At 70.6% G+C, this 16,758-nt stretch carries 11 protein-coding genes, 1 tRNA gene and 2 pseudogenes; 8 read left to right on the forward strand and 6 right to left on the reverse strand.

The window, feature by feature from the left end; genetic code table 11:
- Positions 1 to 7 precede the first annotated feature (7 nt).
- Positions 8 to 469: a gamma-glutamylcyclotransferase gene (locus tag ACWEMY_RS03455; RefSeq protein WP_375934777.1), complete on the reverse strand. Its 462-nt coding sequence runs from the start codon at positions 467 to 469 to the stop codon at positions 8 to 10.
- 239 nt (positions 470 to 708) lie between these two features.
- Here ACWEMY_RS03455 and ACWEMY_RS03460 point away from each other — a divergent pair, with 239 nt between their 5' ends.
- The 6 genes from ACWEMY_RS03460 to ACWEMY_RS03485 all read left to right on the forward strand — a co-directional run bounded on the left by ACWEMY_RS03460 (position 709) and on the right by ACWEMY_RS03485 (position 6,689).
- The gene (locus ACWEMY_RS03460) at positions 709 to 2,109 is read left to right on the forward strand and encodes an NAD(P)H-quinone dehydrogenase (protein ID WP_452388704.1); all 1,401 of its coding nucleotides are present in this window, start codon (positions 709 to 711) and stop codon (positions 2,107 to 2,109) included.
- A gap of 254 nt (positions 2,110 to 2,363) precedes the next feature.
- Positions 2,364 to 3,398 (forward strand): hypothetical protein, encoded by a 1,035-nt coding sequence (locus tag ACWEMY_RS03465; protein ID WP_375934779.1) that lies wholly within the window; start codon positions 2,364 to 2,366, stop codon positions 3,396 to 3,398.
- A 72-nt stretch (positions 3,399 to 3,470) separates the two neighbouring features.
- Positions 3,471 to 4,679 (forward strand): hypothetical protein, encoded by a 1,209-nt coding sequence (locus ACWEMY_RS03470; protein WP_452388705.1) that lies wholly within the window; start codon positions 3,471 to 3,473, stop codon positions 4,677 to 4,679.
- Positions 4,680 to 4,769: 90 nt separating this feature from the next.
- On the forward strand, positions 4,770 to 5,945 hold the full coding sequence (locus ACWEMY_RS03475) for an aminotransferase-like domain-containing protein (RefSeq protein ID WP_452388706.1): 1,176 nt from the start codon (positions 4,770 to 4,772) through the stop codon (positions 5,943 to 5,945).
- Positions 5,946 to 5,979: 34 nt separating this feature from the next.
- Positions 5,980 to 6,450: a hypothetical protein gene (locus ACWEMY_RS03480; protein ID WP_452388707.1), complete on the forward strand. Its 471-nt coding sequence runs from the start codon at positions 5,980 to 5,982 to the stop codon at positions 6,448 to 6,450.
- A 62-nt stretch (positions 6,451 to 6,512) separates the two neighbouring features.
- A complete protein-coding gene (locus ACWEMY_RS03485; protein ID WP_452388708.1) occupies positions 6,513 to 6,689 on the forward strand; it encodes a hypothetical protein in 177 nt (58 codons plus the stop codon).
- 24 nt (positions 6,690 to 6,713) lie between these two features.
- On the opposite strand, the gene glpK is transcribed toward ACWEMY_RS03485, so the two are convergent.
- On the reverse strand, positions 6,714 to 8,210 hold the full coding sequence (gene glpK / locus ACWEMY_RS03490) for a glycerol kinase GlpK (protein ID WP_452388709.1): 1,497 nt from the start codon (positions 8,208 to 8,210) through the stop codon (positions 6,714 to 6,716).
- Positions 8,211 to 8,406: 196 nt separating this feature from the next.
- On the opposite strand from glpK, the gene glpD reads away from it, so the two are divergent.
- The gene (gene glpD / locus ACWEMY_RS03495; RefSeq protein ID WP_452388710.1) at positions 8,407 to 10,197 is read left to right on the forward strand and encodes a glycerol-3-phosphate dehydrogenase; all 1,791 of its coding nucleotides are present in this window, start codon (positions 8,407 to 8,409) and stop codon (positions 10,195 to 10,197) included.
- Between the two features lie 30 nt (positions 10,198 to 10,227).
- Here glpD and ACWEMY_RS03500 read toward each other — a convergent pair whose 3' ends face one another.
- From ACWEMY_RS03500 to ACWEMY_RS03510, 3 genes and pseudogenes are all read right to left on the reverse strand, one after another.
- Entirely contained in the window at positions 10,228 to 11,013 is a 786-nt protein-coding gene (locus ACWEMY_RS03500) for an Fpg/Nei family DNA glycosylase (RefSeq protein ID WP_452388711.1), read from the reverse strand.
- Between the two features lie 4 nt (positions 11,014 to 11,017).
- Positions 11,018 to 11,956 (reverse strand): annotated as a pseudogene (locus tag ACWEMY_RS03505) (Lhr family helicase); the annotation flags it as partial.
- 312 nt (positions 11,957 to 12,268) lie between these two features.
- Positions 12,269 to 15,943: pseudogene (locus tag ACWEMY_RS03510) on the reverse strand (ATP-dependent helicase); the annotation flags it as partial.
- Between the two features lie 128 nt (positions 15,944 to 16,071).
- On the opposite strand from ACWEMY_RS03510, the gene ACWEMY_RS03515 reads away from it, so the two are divergent.
- On the forward strand, positions 16,072 to 16,620 hold the full coding sequence (locus ACWEMY_RS03515) for a histidine phosphatase family protein (RefSeq protein WP_375934798.1): 549 nt from the start codon (positions 16,072 to 16,074) through the stop codon (positions 16,618 to 16,620).
- 55 nt (positions 16,621 to 16,675) lie between these two features.
- Here the strand turns inward: ACWEMY_RS03515 and ACWEMY_RS03520 are convergent.
- Positions 16,676 to 16,749: transfer RNA gene (locus ACWEMY_RS03520), tRNA-Met, on the reverse strand.
- Between the last annotated feature and the right edge of the window lie 9 nt (positions 16,750 to 16,758).

Genomic DNA, 16,758 nt, shown 5'->3' on the forward strand with positions numbered 1-16,758 from the left:
GAGGCGGCTAAGCCCCGGGGCCCACGTTCTTGCTGTTGCGGGTGCGCAGCGCGTGGACGTAGTCCTCGGGGGCGCCCGCCTTTTCGGCCGCGTCGGCTATGACGCCGATGTAGCGGGCCGAGGGTAGGCCGCCCTCGTAGGCGTCGAGCACATAGAGCCAGGCCAGCCGGGACTCACCCTGGGTGCCGGTGACGCGGATCCGGATCTTCTTGTGGATGCCGAAGTCCGAGCCCTCCCAGCGATCCAGGCTCTCCTCGTCTTCGGGGGAGACGTCGTAGAGCACGACGAACACCCGGGAGCCCGGATCCTCGACGACGGTGGCCAACGGCCCTTCCCAGCCGATGTCGTCACCGGCGAAGGTCAGGCGCCAACCTTCCAGCCACCCGGTCCCGGACATGGGCGAATGCGGGCAGCGCTCCAGCATCTGCGTCGAGTCCATGTTGGACCCGTAAGCGGCATAGATCGGCACCTGAGGAACTGTAGCCAATAACAGCAGCGGAATCCCCGTCTCCCACCCAGATCGGCTGACGGTCACACTCGGCGAACACGCCGAACTTGTTCACCGAGCCGACGCGATGCCGACACAGTCCACCTGAAATGATGAACCTCGACACCCAGGGTGACCCCCACAAGGGCGAGCCCGACGAGCCTTCGCGGCCCGGCCCGCGACCTGCGGCGCCCGCGCCGCCAACGAGCACAGGAGTGACTGTGGCACGGATTGCGATCATCGGTGGCGGACCGGCGGGATACGAGGCGGCACTGGTGGCCGCTCAGCACGGGGCCTCGGTGACCCTGGTCGACGCCGACGGCATCGGTGGCGCCTGTGTGCTGTGGGATTGCGTGCCGTCCAAGACCTTCATCGCCTCCACCGGGTTGCGCACCGATCTGCGCCGCGCGCGTGACCTGGGCATCACCATCGACGCCAGCCAGGCGCAGGTGCATCTGCCCGAGGTCAACGGGCGCGTCAAGGCGCTCGCGCTGGCCCAGTCCTCCGATATCCGCGCCAAGTTGCAGGCCGCGGGCGTGCGGCTGCTCGCGGGTCGCGGCGAATTGACCGGGCCCGCCGCCGGTTTGGCGCACCGGGTCAAGGCCACGCTCGCCGACGGCAGCACCGAGGAGTTCGAGGCCGAGGTGGTGCTCGTCGCCACCGGTGCCAGCCCGCGCGTGCTGCCGGGCGCCGAACCCGACGGCGAGCGCATCCTGAACTGGCGCCAGCTCTACGACCTGCACGAGTTGCCCGAGACGCTGGTGGTGGTCGGTTCCGGCGTCACCGGTGCCGAATTCGTCTCCGCCTACACCGAGATGGGTGTGCGGGTGAAGCTGGTGTCCAGTCGCGACCGCGTGCTGCCCGGCGAGGACGCCGACGCCGCCCTGGTGCTCGAGGAAGCCCTGGCCGAGCGCGGTGTCGAGCTGGTCAAGCACGCGCGCGCCGACGCGGTGGAACGCACCGCCGAGGGCATCGTGGTGAAGCTGTCGGACGGGCGCACCGTCACCGGTTCGCACGCGCTGATGACTGTCGGCTCCACCCCCAACACCGGTGAGCTGGGTCTGGACCGGGTCGGTATCGAACTCGATCGCGGCGGATACCTTCGCGTCGACCGGGTTTCGCGCACCTCGGTGCCCGGAATCTATGCCGCCGGTGACTGCACCGGGCTGCTGCCGCTGGCCTCGGTGGCGGCCATGCAGGGCCGCATCGCGATGTATCACGCGCTGGGCGAGGGTGTGAGCCCGATCCGGCTCAAGACGGTGGCCTCGGCGGTGTTCACCCGGCCCGAGATCGCGACGGTCGGCGTCAGCCAGACCGCCATCGACGACGGTGAGGTGCCCGCGCGCACGGTGATGCTGCCGCTGAACACCAATCCGCGCGCGAAGATGTCGGGGCTGCGGCGCGGTTTCGTCAAGATCTTCTGCCGCCCGGCCACCGGTGTGGTGATCGGTGGTGTGGTGGTCGCGCCGATCGCCTCGGAGCTGATCCTGCCGATCGCGCTGGCGGTGCAGAACAACCTCACCGTCACCGATCTGGCACAGACCTTCTCGGTGTATCCGTCGCTGACGGGTTCGGTGACCGAGGCCGGTCGCCTGCTCATGCGCCACGACGATCTGGACTGAGCGGACCGCCCGGAATGTGAGACGGATCACTGAGCGGCCGGGTTTCGAATTGTCTTGTTCGACAAGGATCCTCGCAGGCCGGGTTCGCCGTGCCGGGAAAGCTACTGCTGCGTTGCCTGTCCCGCGCTCATGTGGTTGACTCACGGCCGAGGCGCGATCTGTTCAGGTCGCGTGGTGGAGCAGTGGGGGATTCCCTCCGGGAAAGGGATTAGCGAAAAGTGAAGCATCGTAAGCCGAGTCGGGCGCAGCGAGCGATGGCCAGCACGTCGTTGCCCCTGGCTGCCGCGGCCGCCGTGGCAACCCTTCTTGCGGCGCCGGCCGGCGCGGTCCCCAGTGACCAGCCGTCCACACCCGCCACCCCGGCGCCTGCGCAGCCGGGCACCGAAAGCCAGGAGACGCCGGAGAACGGCGTCCCCGAGGAAGAGACCACCGAGACCCCGGAGAAGGCGAAGCCGGGTCAGACCAAGCCGACCCCGGCCCAGCCGGGTGTCACCACTCCCGGCCCCGGTGAGCCGGAAGAGGACACCCCCGCCAAGGTCACGCCGTCGCAGCCGGGTGTCACCACCCCGCGCGTCGCGCCGCTGCCGGTCCCCGGTCAGTCCCAGGGCAACCAGGCCCAGCCCGCGGTGCACCCGGAGACCGGCGCCACCACCCCGGGCGAGGAGAAGACCACCACGCCGGAGCAGCCGGGCGCCACCACGCCCGCGCAGCCGTCGCAGACCCAGCCGAGCGTGCCGTCCGATCAGGGCACCGCCGGTGAGGGCTCCGAGGGCGAGTCGCGCGAGACCCTGGTGCAGGAGCCGCAGGAACCCGCGTGGCAGGCGCCGCGTCTGGAGAACGCGCCCGCCGCGCCGGTCGTCGAGATGGAAGGCCCGCACCAGGAAGTCGGCGCGACCGTCGACGCCGGTGGTCTGGTCCCCGGTCTGCTCGCCAACACGCACCACTACAACAACGAGCACGGCTACGTCGGCACCATCGGCTACCGGGCGCCCGGTGGCGGTTTCGGTGACGCCGGTGTCTCGGTGGAGTACGTCGGCGAGAACTCGGTCAAGGTCACCACCTTCAACGGTGGCGACGGCCGGGCCGACAACACCACCGTGACCGTTCTCGACACCACCCAGGCCAATCTGGCCAAGGCGGCGGTCGAGAACTGGATCAAGGCGCAGCCGGGCGGCACCGCCGCGCTCGAGGCGGCAGCGAAGGCTACACTGCCGGTGCCGGGGGAGCTGCTTCAGACGGTGAACGTCGCTGGTGTCACCACTCAGTGGGGTGGCTCGCTCCAGTACTGACACACACCTACGACGTGTGGGGCGGTCGGCTGACGACCGCCCCACACGTGTGTCCTGGGGAAAGGATTGGTCTTGGGCACCGAAGGTGACGAGAACGATTTCGGGGAATTCGGCCCACCGGTCGACGACGCGTCCACCGGGTTCGGTGGTCCGGTAGCCGCGACGCCACCGCCTGCGCCCGGTGCGCTACCCGAGCGTGGCTGGCAACCGGCCGCGCCCGGTCCGTTCGGTCCGCCCGCCGGTGCGCCGGGCCCGTTCGGCGCGCCCGTCTCCGGTCCGCCGCCCGTCGCGCCGCCGCCGGGTCCGCCGGTGGCGCAGCCGCCCGCCCGCCCTCCGGTGCCGCCCACGCCGCCGCGTTCGGCACCCACGTCGGTGTTCGGTGACGCCGTAGCCACTCCGCCGCCCGCGCCGCCGCAGCGCGACGCCTCGCCGTTCGGTGACTCGGTGCCGGTGGCCTCGGGCCGTGAGCTCACCGAGGTGATCCGGCGCGACCGGCCCGCGCCGCGTCAGGAACCCGACGCCGACATCGTGCGTCAGCCCGCGCCGGAGACCGTCCGGATGTCCGCCCCGGAGACGCCGCGTCCGCCGCTCCCCCCCGTGGAGCGCAAGGACGAGGAAAAAGCCTGGTGGAACAGCCCGGACGACGACGGTGGCGTCCCCAAGCCGCCCGCCGAGCCCGGCCTGTCCTGGGCCGACGACCCGATCGCGCGGCGCCTGGCGCCCAAGACCCCGGTCGCGCCGGTCAGCGAGGAGAAGGAGACCGACAAGCGGCTGCCGTGGCTCATCGGCGGTGCCGTGGCGGCGGTTCTCATCGTGGTCGCGCTGGTGGCGACGATCGCCCTGGTCAAGCGGGGCGGCGGCGAGGATCCGGGGCCCACCGCGGCGCCGACCACCGCCGCGCAGATTCCCGGCTTCGAGTGCCCGGCCTCCACCGACCCGGCCATCACGGTGAGCAACGGTCCCGGTGACACCACCTCGGGTGCCCGCGCGATCCTCGGCTTCCAGTACGCCTTCTACGTCGAGCGTTCCGGCACGAAGGTGCGCGAGTTCGCCTCGCCCGACGGCGACATCTCCCAGGCCGACCGGTTGCAGCGCGCCATCGACTCCAAGATCCCGGTCGGCGCCAAGCACTGTGTGAAGATCCGCGAGACCCTGCCGGGCCAGTACGACGTGGATCTGAGCGAATGGCATCCCGACGGCGAGGTGATCACCTACCCGCAGGTGATCATCACCTCCAACATCGATGGGAAGTGGCAGGTCAAGCACATCATGACCCGGTAGCATCTCAAATTCCGGGACGGGAATTTCACATCATGGTCAGCGATATGCGATGGTGGGGCATCGCGTCCCCTGGCGTACCCGGAGGTTCTCATGTCGCCGACCACTCCCGCTCTGGCGGGCAAGCTCGCCGGTCTGCAGAGCTCGGCGATTCGTGACCTGCTCAAACTCACCGCGCGCGCCGATGTCATCAGCCTGGCGGGTGGGCTGCCCGACGCCGCGCTCATGCCGCGCGAGCGCATCGCCGCCGCCACTCAGGCCGCGCTCGCCGACCCGGCCGTGCTGCAGTACACCGAGTCGCCCGGCTGGCCCGCCTTGCGCGAGGTGCTCGCCGCCCGCGAGTCCACGCGGATCGGGCGGTCGGTGCCGGTCGAGGAAGTGTTCGTCACCCACGGTTCGCAGCAGGCGCTGTCGCTGCTGGCCGAGGTGCTGCTCGATCCCGGCGCGCTCGTGATCGTGGAAGATCCGGCGTATGTCGGTGCGCTGCAAGTGTTCCGGGCCGCCGGTGCGCGCATCGTCGCGGTGCCGCTCGACGACGACGGCCTGCGGCTGGACGTCCTGGAGGATCTGCTCGCCGCGGGTGAACGCCCCGCCGTGGTGCACACCGTGTCCAATTTCCACAATCCCGGTGGTGTCACCCTGTCGCCGCGGCGGCGGCAGCGGCTGGCGGAACTCGCCGAGGCACACGGCTTCTGGGTGATCGAGGACGACCCCTACGGCGAACTCTGGTTCGACCAGCCCGCCCCGGCCCCCGTCGCGTCCTACTCGCCGCAGGTGATCCGCCTGTCCAGCGTCTCCAAGATCCTCGCCCCCGCCCTGCGGGTGGGCTGGATGACCGCCCCGCAGCGTGTCTGTCGCGCCGTGGAACTGCTCAAGCAGGGCGCCGACCTCTGCGGCTCCGCCCTCACCCACCAGGTCGCCGCCACCCTGCTCACCGATACCGACTGGCTCGACGCCCACGTCGCCACCATCCGCGCCACCTACGCCGCCCGGGCGAAGGCCCTGGTCACCGCCACCCGCGCCACCTTCGGCGACCGCGTCCGCTGCACCGACGCCACCGGCGGCATGTTCGTCTGGGCCGACTTCACCGACGGCACCGACACCTCCACCTTGCTCCCCACCGCTCTCGAATCCGGCGTCGCCTACGTCCCCGGCGCCGCCTTCGCCGTCTCCGACTCCTACCGCCACTCGCTGCGCATGTGCTTCACCACCGCCGACGAACCCACCCTCACCGAAGCCATCACCCGCCTGGCCACGGCAGCGGGCTAGCCGGACAATGCCATAATCCTGGTATTATCGTGGCATGTCGATGTATCAGGTGAGTGATCTAGCGGGCGCTCGACGCCGCGAGTTCCTGGATGAAGCCAAGCGCTCGTCGGCCTCGCTGCGGGATACCGACGGTTCGGTGCTGATCATGCTCGCGGCACAGCGCATCACCGCGTTGCACGAGGCTGCGGCCGTGACCACTCAGCTGTTCGCCGTGGAGGCAGTCCTCGCACGCACGTCATCGCCATCGCCGGTGGAGCTGGGCGGGTTGGCATGGCTGGCCGAATTCGATGCCGATGATCGGGCCGAAGCGCTGGCGGAGATCCGGAATGCGGTAGTGATGACCGTGGCTTCGGAGGATCCGGCACCGCTGCGTGAAGTGCTCCACGCGTGGGTCACGACCGCCGCTGTGATGCGTGACGAGACGCGGCGTGCCGTGCATCTCGGGTCTGCCCCGGAGTCCGACTTCGTCGAAGTGGATGCGCCACGGTCGAGCGGCGATGTCTGACGGCGACCCCGAGCCAGGAGCGTATCGCCCCGGGACAACCGCCGCGCGTCGGGTCCTCGACAGTGCTCCGGGGTAAGCACCACGGTCCCAAGGGGGTCGGCTACTCGCGCACGATCCACTACGAGATCAGCGGTGCCGGTCGAATCGACTATCAGTACTGCAACGACACGACCGAAGGCGATCGCGGCGATGTGCACGCCGTGGTCAAGATCCTGACGATCGACCTCGGAAGTCATTGATCCCGGGGTGGTTCGCGGGGTGAGTCAGGCCCAGTTGTAGGTGCGTTCGACGGCCTTGTTCCATTCGGTGTAGCGCTGGGTGCGTTCGGGGTCGGGCATGGTGGGGGTCCAGGTGTGGTCGGCGGTCCAGTTGGCGCGGAGGTCGTCGAGGCCGGTCCAGTAGCCGACGGCCAGGCCCGCGGCGTAGGCGGCGCCGAGGGCGGTGGTCTCGCGGACGACCGGGCGCACGACGGGGACGTCGAGGATGTCGGACTGGAATTGCATGAGCAGGTCGTTGCCGGTCATGCCGCCGTCGACCTTGAGGGTGGTCAGTTCCAGGTCGAGCTGCTGGGCGGCGGCGTCGGCGCGCATGGCGTCGACCACCTCGCGGGTCTGGAAGGCGGTGGATTCCAGTGCGGCCCTGGCCAGATGGGCCTTGGTGACGAAACGGGTGAGCCCGGCGATCACCCCGCGCGCGTCGGGGCGCCAGCGCGGGGCGAACAGGCCGGAGAAGGCGGGCACGAAGTAGGCACCGCCGTTGTCGTCGACGCTGCGGGCCAGCGGTTCCACCTCCTCGGCCGAGCCGATGATGCCCAGGTTGTCGCGCAGCCACTGCACCAGCGAGCCGGTGACGGCGATCGAACCCTCCAGCGCGTAGACCGCGGGCTGGTCGCCGAGCTGATAGCAGGCGGTGGTGAGCAGCCCGTGCTTGCTGATCACCGGGGTGGTGCCGGTGTTGAGCAGCATGAAATTGCCGGTGCCGTAGGTGTTCTTGGCCTCCCCGGGCGACAGGCACGCCTGCCCGAAGGTGGCCGCCTGCTGGTCACCGAGGATGCCCGCCACCGGCGCACCCGCGAACGGTCCGGCGGTGATCTCGGCGTAGACCTCCGAGGAACTGCGGATTTCCGGCAGCAGTGACATCGGGATGTCGAATTCCGCGCAGATCTGCGCGTCCCATCGCAGCGTGCGCAGGTCCATGAGCATGGTGCGCGAGGCATTGGTGACATCGGTGAGGTGCTCGCCGGTGAGTTTCCACAGCACCCAGCTGTCCATGGTGCCGAAACAGAGGTCACCGGCCTGCGCGCGGGCCCGCACGCCGTCGACATTGTCGAGAATCCAGCGCAGCTTGGGCCCGGCGAAATAGGTCGACAGCGGCAGTCCGGTGCGTTCGGCGTAGCGCTGCGGGCCCTGCTCACCCGCCAGTTCGGTGCACAGCTGGTCGGTGCGGGTGTCCTGCCAGACGATGGCGTTGTAGACCGGCTCGCCGGTGGCCCGGTCCCACACCACGGTGGTCTCGCGCTGATTGGTGATTCCGATGGCGGCGAGGTCGCCCGCCGAACAGCCGCTGTTGCCCAGCGCGGCGCCGAGCACCCACTCGGTATTGCGCCACACCTCGACCGGATCGTGTTCCACCCAACCGGGTTTCGGGAAGATCTGGCGGTGCTCCCGCTGTGCGGTTCCCACGATCCGGCCGTGCCGGTCGAAGACGATGCACCGACTCGAAGTCGTGCCCTGATCGATGGCGGCCACATAGCGACGCATCCCCGCAGGTTACCCAACCGGACCCACCGGGGTGGCGGACTGCGGTGCGACGCGTGCGGCCCCGGCGGCCCGCGGATGCGGCCCCCGGCGCCCACCGGGCACTACGTTTAGCCTGTACCCAGCGGCGCCCGACCGCGTCGTGCACCCACACTGTCGACTGGAACCGGCCCACCGGGCCGGTGGCGAGGAGTCGAGCATGGCGCAGACACCGGAGTTCCCGTTCCTCCATCCCGGCGAGTTGGTGGCCGGTGCGAAACGCGACCGCGGCGGTGCGGCGCAGCTCGGCCCCGAGCATCGCCGCGCGGCCTGGGAGCGGCTGGGGAAAGAACAGTTCGACGTGCTGGTCATCGGCGGTGGCGTGGTCGGCGCGGGCATCGCGCTGGACGCCGCGACCCGCGGCCTGTCGGTGGCGCTGGTGGAGGCGCGCGATCTCGCCTCGGGTACCTCGAGCCGGTCGTCGAAGATGTTCCACGGTGGCCTGCGCTATCTCGAACAGCTCGAGTTCGGGCTGGTCAGGGAGGCGCTGAAGGAGCGGGAGCTGGCCCTGTCGACGCTGGCCCCGCACCTGGTGAAGCCGCTGCGCTTCCTCTACCCGCTGACCCACCGCGTCTGGGAGCGGCCGTATGTCGCCGCCGGGCTCACCCTCTACGACACCATGGGCGGCGCGAAATCCGTTCCGGGCCAGCGTCATCTGACCCGGCACGGCGCGATGCGACTGGCGCCGGGCCTGCGCCGGAACTCGATGATCGGCGGTGTCACCTACTACGACACCGTCGTCGACGACGCCCGCCACACCATGACCGTGGCCCGCACCGCCGCCCACTACGGCGCGGTCATCCGCACCTCCACCCAGGTCGTCGGGCTCTTACGCGAGGCCGACCGGGTGGTCGGAGTGAAGCTGCGCGACACCGAGGACGGGCGCACCGGCGAGGCGCGGGCGAATGTGGTGATCAACGCGACGGGCGTGTGGACCGACGAGGTGCAGGGTCTGTCGCATCAACGCGGGCGATTCCATGTGCGAGCGTCCAAGGGTGTGCACATCGTGGTGCCGCGCGACCGGATCGTCAGCGATGCCGCCGTCATCCTGCGCACCGCCACCTCGGTACTGTTCCTCATCCCGTGGGGCGCGCACTGGATCATCGGCACCACCGACACCGACTGGAATCTGGACCTCGCGCATCCGGCCGCCACCAAGGCCGACATCGACTATCTGCTCACCCGGGTCAACGAGGTGCTGGTCACCCCGCTCACCCACGCCGACATCGACGGCGTCTACGCGGGGCTGCGCCCGCTGCTGGCCGGGGAGAGCGACGAGACCTCCAAGCTCTCGCGTGAACACGCGGTCGCCCGGGTCGCGCCCGGCCTGGTGAGCATCGCGGGCGGCAAGTACACCACCTACCGGGTCATGGCCGCCGACGCGATGGACGAAGCGGCCCAGGACATTCCGGCCCGGGTCTCGCCCTCGATCACCGAGAAGGTGGCGCTGCTCGGCGCCGACGGCTACTTCGCACTGGTCAACCAGACCGTGCAGCTGGCCGAACAGTACGGCGTGCACCCGTACCGGATGACCCACCTGCTCGATCGCTACGGCTCGCTGGTCGACGAGGTGCTCGCCTACGCGGCGGGCAAACCCGAACTCCTGCAACCGATCACCGACGCGCCCTCCTACTTGCAGGTCGAAGCTGTCTACGCGGCGGCCGCCGAGGGCGCTCTGCACCTCGACGACATCCTGGCCCGCCGCACCCGCATCTCGATCGAATACGCCGACCGGGGAGCGCACTGCGCCGAACAGGTCGCCCATCTCGTGGCGCCGGTACTCGGCTGGGACAGCGACGATATCGACCGGGAGGTGACCACGTACCAGGCGCGGGTGCGCGCGGAGATCGAGTCGCAGACCCAGCCCGATGACATCTCCGCCGACGCGTTGCGGGCGGCGGCGCCCGAACCCCGGCCGCAATTGCTGGAGCCGGTGCCGCAGGATCGGTGATGCGTCGTGGTGCCGGTGCGACGCAATGGCTCAGCGCGTCGTGGCGGGTTCCGGTTGGCAGCGCGGGCAGAAGTAGATGCCGCGTTCGCGCTGGGTGATGCGGTCGGCGGGGTCGTCTTCGCCGAGGAGACGGGAGACGATGGTGGTGCCGCAGCGGGGGCACGGGCGGCGGGTGCGGCCGTAGACCATGGGCCGCCAGGGCGGTTGGTGGGCGGCTTTGGTGAGGACGCGGTGCGATTCGTCGACCAGGGCGGGCAGATCGGGGATGTCGCCGACCGGGGCGGCGGGGTGCACGCGGCGCAGGAAGCAGATCTCGCTGCGGTAGATATTGCCGATACCCGCCAGGTTCCGCTGGTCGAGGAGGGCGAGACCGATTGCGCGACGGGGGTATTCGCTGAGCCGGTGCAGGGCTTGCGCGGGGTCCCAGTTCTCGCCGAGCAGGTCGGGACCGAGGTGATCGATGACGGTGTGTTCCTCCGCGTGCGGCAGCACCTGGAGGATGCCCAGCGAGAACCCGACCGCCTCGACCTCGTCATTGGACAGCACCGCGCGGGCGGTGACGCGAGGCTTGGTCCAGCGCTGGCCGCAGTGGAACACCCGCCATTCGCCTTCCATCTTGAGATGGCTGTGGATGCTGGCCCGGTCGGTGCGGATGAACAGGTGTTTGCCGTAGCTGCCGACCTCGGTGACCAGCTCGCCCACCAGATCGACGGTCGCGAAGCGGGGAACCCGGAAGTCGCTGCGGGTCAGGGTGGTTCCGGCCAGGGCCGTGCGCAGCCGCTCGGCGGTGCGGAAGACGGTGTCGCCCTCGGGCATCCGGCTACACCTGCCTGCGTAGTCGCAGGCCGCGCGGGGTGACCGCGAAACCGGCTTCCACGAGGAAATCGGCGAAGGTGTTGCCGTGCACGGTGTCACCGTTCACCTTGTCGATCACCAGTGACTCCACGCGCCGCTCGTGGACCAGCCCGGCCAGCGCCATGGCCCCCGCCCGGCGCAGGCCGGGGTCCTCGGTGAAGGTGAGCAGGGTCTTGCCGCCGCGTTCGAGGTAGAGCACGAGTTCGCCGCCGACGAGTACCACCAGCGCGCCCGCCTTGCGGCCCGGCCGGTGCCCGCCATCGGCCTCGCCCTTGGGCCACGGCAGCGCGGCGCCATACGGGTTCGCGGGATCGCAGGCCGCCAGCGCCAGTGTGGTCTCGGCGCGGACGGTACTGCGGTCGGTGTCGAAGGAGCGCAGCCGGTCGACGGTGTCGGTGGTGGAGAACTGGGCGCCGCCGAGGGTGTCGACGAAATAGCCGCGCCGGCAGCGGCCCCGGTCCTCGAATTCGGTGAGCACCCGGTACATCAGTGCGAACCCACCCGGCACGCCCTCGTTCTGGACAGAGCCCCTGGTGAGCACGCCGTAGCGTTCGAGGAGCTGGTCGGCGGTGGCGTGGGCGCGAACGGTGTTGTCCTGCACGCGTTCCGGGAGGATGGACCAGCGCCCGGCGAGGGAGGGCGGACCCGAGCGGGTCGGCATCGCGGCGCGGGGCAGATAGGCACGACCGCGTGGCGCACGACGCGGCGTGCGGTGCGCGGTGGTGGAGCGGGCGGTGCCGGAGAGCAGTGCGCGCACCGGGGCGAAGGTGTCACCGGAGACGTATCCGGCCCAGACCAGCTGCCAGAGCGCGTCCCCGGCGGCCTTGTCGTCGAGCAGGCCGGTGGCGTCGGAGAGCTGGCGGAAGAAGTACGCGCCGCCGCCACTGAGCGTGGGCGGCAGGGAGACCACCGCCGCGTCCCCGGCGACCGGCGCGGTGTCCGCACGCACCGGATCGAGGCCGGCCTCGGCATCGGCTGGACCGGCGATGTGCGACCGGCTGCTGCGGGCCCGGCTCGCGGGGCTGGCATCGGTGTTGGTCGGGCGCGCGATGTGTGTCGGGGTGCTGCGGGCCCGGCTCGCGGGAGTGGCCTCGGTGTCGGGCGGATCGCCGGGGCGACGGACTTCGCGATGTGTGGTGGTGCCCTGGGTAACGGGTTCCGCACTGTCGAGGTCGACCGGTGGGGCAGGCCGGGGGCGTGGCTCCAACTGGGCGCCCATCGCGGCCAGCAGGGACAGTTGGGTGTCGGTGGGGTCGATCGGGTCGGGCGGGGGCAGGGTGAAGGGGGCCTGGTCGGCCAGGTGCAGGGCGATCCAGCCGTCGCGGGCGGTGATGGCGCCGTGGCCGGACCAGATCACCTCGCCGGTGGCCATGAGTTCGTCGAGGTAGGCCGGGCTGTAGTCGCGCACGCGCATCGGCAGGATGAGTGACTCCCAGGCCGAAGCCGGAATCGGCACGCCCGCGAGCTGTTCCACGACCGTGGCCACGCCGTCGATACCGCGCAGTTCGCCGGAGCCGACATGCTGCCAGGCGGGCAGGAAGCGGGCGAAGGCGGCGGTGGCGACCGGCTCGACCTCGTGCCGGGCCGCGGCCAGGGAGCGGCGGCGCAGCCGGCGCAGGATCTGCGCGTCACACCATTCGGTGCCCGCGGTCTCGGGGGTGAATTCCCCTTCCACCACGCGTTTCTCGGCCAGCAGCCGGTGCAGTGCGGTGGTCGCCACCGCCGTGCCGAGACCGAATCTGGCGGCCACGTCGGTGGTGGTGAAGGGAGCGTGGGTGCGGGCGTAGCGGCCGACGAGGTCACCGAGCGGATCGGGCACCGGTTCGATGAATGCCTGCGGCACCCCGATCGGCAGGGGCACGCCGAGCGCGTCACGCAGTCGTGCCGCGTCCTCGATCGCCACCCACCATGTCTTCCCCGCGAACGAAACCTCCAGTGCGCGGCGGGAATCCCGCAGTTCCGCGAACCAGGCCGGTGCGTCGAAATCGGCGAGCGTAGCCGGGCCGGCCTCCGCCGTGGTGCTCCCGGAACGCGGGACGCAGCGGGCGGCGGCTTCGGTGGGGGTGAGGGGGCCGAGGAGTCGCAGCAGGTCGGCCAGGCCCTCGGCGTCGCGAGCATGGCGTTCGGGGGTGAGGCGCTGGAGTTCGCGTTCGGTCAGGGTGAGGACGGCGGGGTCGAGGAGTTCGCGCAGTTCCACGCGGCCGAGGAGTTCGGCGAGCAGGCTGGAGTCCAGGGCGAGGGCGGCGGCGCGGCGTTCGGCCAGGGGGCTGTCGCCGTCGTAGAGGAACTGGCCGATGTAGGAGAACAGCAGGGCATTGGCGAACGGGGACGGGGTGGCGGTCTCGACATCGATCAGGCGGATCTCGCGGCGGGCCAGTCTGGTCAGCAGGTCGCGCAGCGAGGGCAGGTCGTAGACGTCGCGCAGGCATTCGCGCACGGTCTCCAACAGGATCGGGAATTGCGGGAATTTGCGTGCCACATCCAGCAATTGGGCCGAGCGCTGGCGCTGCTGCCACAGCGGCGCGCGTTTGCCCGGGTCGCGGCGCGGCAGCAGCAGCGCGCGGGCAGCGCATTCGCGGAAGCGGGAGGCGAACAGTGCCGAACCGCCGACCTGCTCGGTGACGATGTCGTCGATCTCGTCGGGCTCGAAGACGAACAGCTCCGCGCCGGGCGGTTCGTCGGTGGTGTCGGGCAGCCGCACCACGATGCCGTCGTCGGAGGCCGTCGGCGCGGCATCCACCCCGAACCGTTCCTGCAAGCGCGCACCCACCGCCAGCGCCCACGGCGCGTGCACCGGGGTACCGAACGGCGAGTGCAGCACCAGCCGCCAGTCCCCGAGCTCGTCCCGGAATCGCTCGACGATCAAGGTGCGATCCGTCGGCAACTGTCCCGTCGCCCCGCGCTGTTCCTCCAGCAGCCCCACCAGATTCGCCGTCGCGTTCTGGTCCAGCCCGGCGGTCCGCACCATCTGATCGAGCCGCATCGCGGGCTTGCCCAGCTCGGCCACCGCCGCCTCCGCGCCCATCCCCGCGACGATGCGCGTCAGATCATCGGCAGGCACCTGACCCGCCGACCGCACGAATTCACCCAGCGCCGCGCCCAGTTCGGCGGGACGGCCCAAACCGTCACCATGCCAGAACGGCAGGCGGCCGGGCAGGCCGAAGGCCGGGGAGACGAGCACGCGGTCGAAGGTGATCTCCTCGATGCGCCAGCTGGTGGCCCCGAGCGCGAAGACATCGCCCACGCGCGACTCGTAGACCATCTCCTCGTCGAGTTCGCCCACCCGCGAAGCCTTTTCGCCCACCATGAACACCGCGAACATGCCACGGTCGGGGATGGCGCCGCCGGAGGTGACGGCCAGGCGCTGGGCACCGGGACGGCCGGTGAGGGTGCCCGCGTCGCGGTCCCACACCACGCGGGGGCGCAGCTCGGCGAACTCGTCGGAGGGGTAGCGCCCGGCCAGCAGGTCGAGCACGGACTCGTAGGCCGAACGCGGGAGGGCGGCGTAGCTGCCGGTGGCGCGGACGGTGTCGAACCAGCCGTCCACGTCGAGGGGTTCCAGCGCGCAGGCGGCCACGGTCTGCTGGGCCAGGATGTCGAGCGGGTGGGTGGGGATCTGGAGCAGTTCGATCTCGCCGGTGAGCATGCGCTGGGCCGCGACGGTGCAGTGGATGACATCGGTGCGATGCTTGGGGAACAGCACACCCCGCGACACCTCACCCACCTGATGCCCGGCCCGCCCCACCCGCTGCAACCCGCTGGCCACCGACGGCGGCGCCTCGACCTGCACCACCAGATCCACCGCGCCCATGTCGATGCCGAGTTCGAGACTGCTCGTGGCGACCACACAGCGCAGCCGCCCGCTCTTGAGATCGTCCTCGATGATCGCGCGCTGCTCCTTGCTGACCGACCCGTGATGAGCCCTGGCCAGCAGATGATCGGCGCCGTGGATGACCTCGGTCGAGGGACCCAGCTGGGCGGGTGGCGCGTGCTCGGTCTCCACCGGCTCGCCCAGCCGTGTCGCGTAGGCCTCGTTGAGCCGGGCGGTGAGCCGTTCGGCCAGGCGCCGCGAGTTCGCGAACACGATCGAGGAACGGTGGTCGAGCACCAGGTCGACGATCGCCTCGTCGACATGTGGCCAGATGGACCCGGGCTGATCGGACTCCTCGGGCGCGGTCATGTCCGCCACCGGCACCCGCACCGACAGGTCGAAGGTCTTGGGCGCGGGCGGGCGCACGATGGTGATGGGCGCCGAACCGACCAGGAACCGCCCCACCTCCTCGGCGGGCCGCACCGTCGCCGAGAGCCCGATGCGCTGGGCCGGGCGCTCGGTGAGCTGGTCGAGCCGGGCCAGCGACAACGCCAGATGCGCGCCGCGCTTGGTGCCCGCGATGGCGTGCACCTCGTCGACGATCACCGTGTGCACCCGGGCGAGGGTTTCCCGCGCGGCGGAGGTGAGCAGCAGGAACAGCGACTCGGGCGTGGTGATGAGGATGTCGGGCGGGGTGCGCTGCATGGCGCGGCGCTGGGCCGGGGTGGTGTCGCCGGAACGCACGCCGACCGAGATCGCCGGCGGCTCCAGGCCGAGCCGTTTGGCCGTCTGGGTGACACCCACCAGCGGCGCCCGCAGATTGCGCTCCACGTCGACGGCCAGGGCCTTCAACGGCGACACGTAGAGCACGGAGGTACCCGGCGTCTCCGGTGGTTCACGGGTGGCCAGCTGATCGATCGCCCACAGGAACGCCGACAGCGTCTTTCCCGACCCGGTGGGCGCGATGACCAGCGTGTTCTCCCCGTCGGCGATGGCTTTCCACGCGCCGAGCTGCGCGGCGGTGGGCCCGGCGAAGGCGCCGTCGAACCACTGCGCGGTGGCGGGGGAGAAGCGATCCATGGGTTCCAGTGTGCACCGGCCCACCGACAGATCCGGTGAACCGCGAAAACGCTGGTCACGAACGTCCCCCGGCGCGAAGGGTGTGCGGGGTCACACCATGATCCGTGCCGCAGCTACGCTGAACTCTCGTGCAAACGGTGCTGAGAGTCGACCTGGTCGGCCATGGCCTTACCGAGGCGGTACGGAAGGCGCGATTCCCTGTTGACGAACCCCTGGACGAGTCGGGGCTGGCCGCGCTGCGCGGCTGTTCGCCGCTGACCGGCGCGCGCGTGCGCACCGGCCCGGAGCGACGGGCCCGCGCGACCGCCGAGGCGCTGGGACTGGTCGGCGAGCAGGACGACCGATTACGGGATCTGGACGCGGGCTCGTGGCGCGGCAGCGAGATGGGCGCGCTGGCACAGGATCAGCTCTTCGCCTGGCTGACCGACCCGGAATTCCGCGGGCACGGTGGCGAATCGGTGACCGACCTGGTGGAACGGGTGCGGTTCTGGCTGGCCGAGATCGCCTCGGCCGGACACGACACGATCGCGGTGACCCATCCCGCGGTGATCAGGGCCGCGCTGCTGGTGGTGCTCGACGCGCCCCCGAAGTCGTTCTGGCGCATCGATGTTCCGCCCGCCGGTATCACCCGGCTGCATCACCGGGGCAACTGGACGCTGCGTCTGGGCGCCGGCTAGCGGGCCCGGAAACGACGAAGGCCCCGGAGTCGAAACTCCGGGGCCTTCGTCGTAGTAGCGGGAACAGGATTTGAACCTGCGACCTCTGGGTTATGAGCCCAGCGAGCTACCGAGCTGCTCCATCCCGCGTCGTAAACA

The organism is Nocardia sp. NPDC004415 (genome assembly GCF_053602435.1).

What these genes read in the sequence shown, in the direction of transcription:
- glpD (WP_452388710.1), top strand. Translation starts at nt 8,407, where the DNA reads ATGGCGCAGACACCGGAGTTCCCGTTCCTCCATCCCGGCGAGTTGGTG.
- ACWEMY_RS03465 (WP_375934779.1), top strand. Translation starts at nt 2,364, where the DNA reads ATGGCCAGCACGTCGTTGCCCCTGGCTGCCGCGGCCGCCGTGGCAACC.
- glpK (WP_452388709.1), bottom strand. Translation starts at nt 8,210, where the DNA reads ATGCGTCGCTATGTGGCCGCCATCGATCAGGGCACGACTTCGAGTCGG.
- ACWEMY_RS03500 (WP_452388711.1), bottom strand. Translation starts at nt 11,013, where the DNA reads ATGCCCGAGGGCGACACCGTCTTCCGCACCGCCGAGCGGCTGCGCACG.
- ACWEMY_RS03480 (WP_452388707.1), top strand. Translation starts at nt 5,980, where the DNA reads ATGTCGATGTATCAGGTGAGTGATCTAGCGGGCGCTCGACGCCGCGAG.
- ACWEMY_RS03475 (WP_452388706.1), top strand. Translation starts at nt 4,770, where the DNA reads ATGTCGCCGACCACTCCCGCTCTGGCGGGCAAGCTCGCCGGTCTGCAG.